We start from the raw sequence: 1,328 nt of genomic DNA on the forward strand, positions 1-1,328 counted from the left end.
GGGTTTGGAGAGGTCGATTCGCAGGCGAAGTTCACTGGAAGCAAGGGGCGTGAATGTGATCATCCGGTCTCCTGTCCTGAACCTCAACGAGTACGGGATCGGATCGACGATCCCGTCGGTCGCCCTCTCGCCATGAGAACTCGAACAATGGGTTTGCTTTCCGGCGTCCGGCGTAGTGGACAAGCTCCTTGAGATCCTCAATGATCCCGAACGTCGCACTTGGCTATTTTGTGTTGCTTCTGGCGAACGTCCTGATACCTCCGATCCGATCCTCGAGGGTTCATGGAAGTAGTACGACTTCCTCGTGCCCGAAACAGAGTGACCGGAGCGGGTTTGCCGTCATGGCTCCAACGGGGATGATCGCTGTGAGCGTGGGATTGGCGGCAGTCCTCGCCCATCAGGAACGACGCGTCTCACTAATCCAGTAGGTGAGCGGTGGCGGGTTGGGGCCGAACGACGTGAACGAACGGTTCGGATAAAGCTGCGGCTGCGGGACATCTGCGAAGTGTTGCCACAGGAGTACCAACGGCAGATAGCCGAACAGCCCGAGCAGGAGGCCGACGACGAGTCCCGCGAAGATTCGCTCGCCCCTCATCCCGATGCGCCCGTCGGAATCAATAGTTCCACCGCCTATGGCACTTCTGGAAAGTCACGAGCCCGCATCCGTAATGCCCACGTTCGGGCAACAACGAACGTCCCAGCCAATACGAACACCACCAGCAGCACGACCGCGATCCAGGTAGGAGCGGCGGTGGAGAAGCCCAGCCTCCACGCAGTTCCGACACCCACGGCAGTCGCCGCCAAGGCGCCGACCGGAAGCATCGCCATAACCGCTCGCGTCGTGCGAACAGTAAGTCGATCCCCGGCAGCGCGAAGGACTCCGAACACGGCGGCGACCGAAATGCCATAAGCCAGGAGACCGCTGACGGCATAGACCAGGAGCGGGGACCATCCGATATCAACCGACCCGGTGAATGCCATGCCGATCAAGACCAACAGGGGCGTCAACCCAAGCGTGACGCCTGCGAGGCCTGCCACCACAGTTGGAACCATTCGATTGTCCTGGCCTCCGGAGATTCGCACGCCCGCGAGGCGGAGCACGAACCCGGTCAGCGCGCCCAGAAGGGCGCCGATCGCCGCAGCCTCGATGGGCCAGGTCCATTGCGATTCACCCGCGAAGCCCGAGATTGTGGTGCCACCCGAAAAGAGGGTGATCGTGGCGGACGCCTGTGCCGATCCCTGTGTCAGCGCCGCCGTGACGATGGCAACGGTCGCACCGAACAAAGCAAACCCGAGTGCCTGTTTCCACATCAAGCCATCATCACCTA

Annotated in this window: 2 protein-coding genes; both read right to left on the reverse strand. The window is 61.4% G+C overall.

All coding sequences use genetic code 11. The features are described 5' to 3' along the window. Positions 1 to 397: 397 nt before the first annotated feature. Positions 398 to 595 (reverse strand): hypothetical protein, encoded by a 198-nt coding sequence (locus tag AC1Q61_RS32725; RefSeq protein ID WP_230358699.1) that lies wholly within the window; start codon positions 593 to 595, stop codon positions 398 to 400. A 35-nt stretch (positions 596 to 630) separates the two neighbouring features. After that, a partial coding sequence (locus AC1Q61_RS32730; protein ID WP_492651487.1) for a hypothetical protein occupies positions 631 to 1,328 on the reverse strand: 698 nt, incomplete at its 5' end.

It is taken from the genome of Rhodococcus sp. MPR-R1B, assembly GCF_058793255.1.